This window comes from Megasphaera sp. SW808 (assembly GCF_012027795.1).
Classification (GTDB): domain Bacteria; phylum Bacillota; class Negativicutes; order Veillonellales; family Megasphaeraceae; genus Megasphaera; species Megasphaera stantonii.
Genome location: NZ_SJOT01000054.1, coordinates 1 through 1,347, shown reverse-complemented (window position 1 = coordinate 1,347; position 1,347 = coordinate 1). Strand labels below are relative to the sequence as shown.

At 53.7% G+C, this 1,347-nt stretch carries 1 pseudogene; it reads right to left on the bottom strand.

Annotation, left to right across the window (positions count from 1 at the left end):
* Positions 1-54: 54 nt before the first annotated feature.
* Positions 55-1,254: pseudogene (locus E0L13_RS11655) on the bottom strand (IS256 family transposase); the annotation flags it as partial.
* Between the last annotated feature and the right edge of the window lie 93 nt (positions 1,255-1,347).

Genomic DNA, 1,347 nt, shown 5'->3' with positions numbered 1-1,347 from the left:
GGTAGTGTCAAGTATTTTTCGCAAAATGGTTTGCAGGCCCTGATATGAGTGAAGTCACCCAGCAATGGAGGTATCCTCCAGAGCCGCCTGTAGGTGCTTCATGTTCATGTACTTCTTGTTGCCCCACTGGGTACCGGCCACATGGCGCAGCCGGGCACAGACCAGCATGAGGGCGGAGTTGCCGTCCGGGAAGCTGCCCACCACACGGGTACGGCGGCGGATCTCCCGGTTAAGCCGTTCCATGACGTTATTAGTACGGATACGGGTCCAATGTTCACAGGGAAAATCGCAGTAAGTCAGCGTTTCCTCAATGCCATCCTCCACCTTCTTGGCAGCCTCTTTCAGTTTCATGGAACGCAGTTCTTCTACCACGGCCCGGGCTTTCTCACGGGCAGCTTTCTTGCTCTCCTGCGCATGGATCGCTTTGAGCATTTTGGCCACCAGCTTCACCTTGGAACGAGGCGTTACAGAGAAGATATTGCGGTAAAAGTGTACAGTACACCGCTGGTACTTGGCCTCTGGAAACACTTCTCCTACAGCTTCCAGCATACCCAGGCACTTGTCGCCAACTACCAGTTTAACTCCATCCAGGCCCCGGCCTCGCAGCCATTGAAAGAAGCTGACCCAGCTAGCCTTGTCCTCCTTCATGCCCTCGGCAGCCCCAAGAACCTCACGGTATCCATCTTCATTTACCGCAATCGCTACCAGAATGGCCACATTCTCAAACTCTCCGCCCCAGTTGCGACGCAAGTAGATGCCGTCCACATAGACATACGGGTAATGCCCTCCCTGTAAGGGGCGGTTACGCCAATCCTCAATGTGGACATATGCCTTCTTATTCAGTTCACTGATGGTTGAGGGCGACACTTTGCTGCCCCACAGCGCCTCTGTAATGTCTTCCACACGCCGGACGGATACACCGGCCAGATACATCTCGATGAGGGCTTCTTCTACGCTGCTTTCACGGCGGCGATACCGCTCAATAATGGCGGTCTCAAAGGAAATCCCTTTGAGCTTGGGTACCTTGAGGGTAACGTCCCCGGAAGTGGTAGTGAGGCTGCGCCTGTAGTGGCCGCTGCGATAGCCCTGACGCTTCTCATTGCGCTCGTATCGGGCCGCCTGAGTCAGTTTCTCCGCCTCGGCCTCCAGCAGCTCGTTGAGAGTCTCCTCTACGCTGCCACGCACAAGATCCTTGAGCTGTCCCTTGATTACTTCCTCGTTAAGCTGTACAATCTTTTCAGACATGGTTTGCTTGCTCCTTTCAGAATGGTGTGTCGCGACTTCATTCTACCAGAGTTCTGCAAGCCATGTCTCTTTTTATTTTTGCGAAACTTATTGTACCTTATC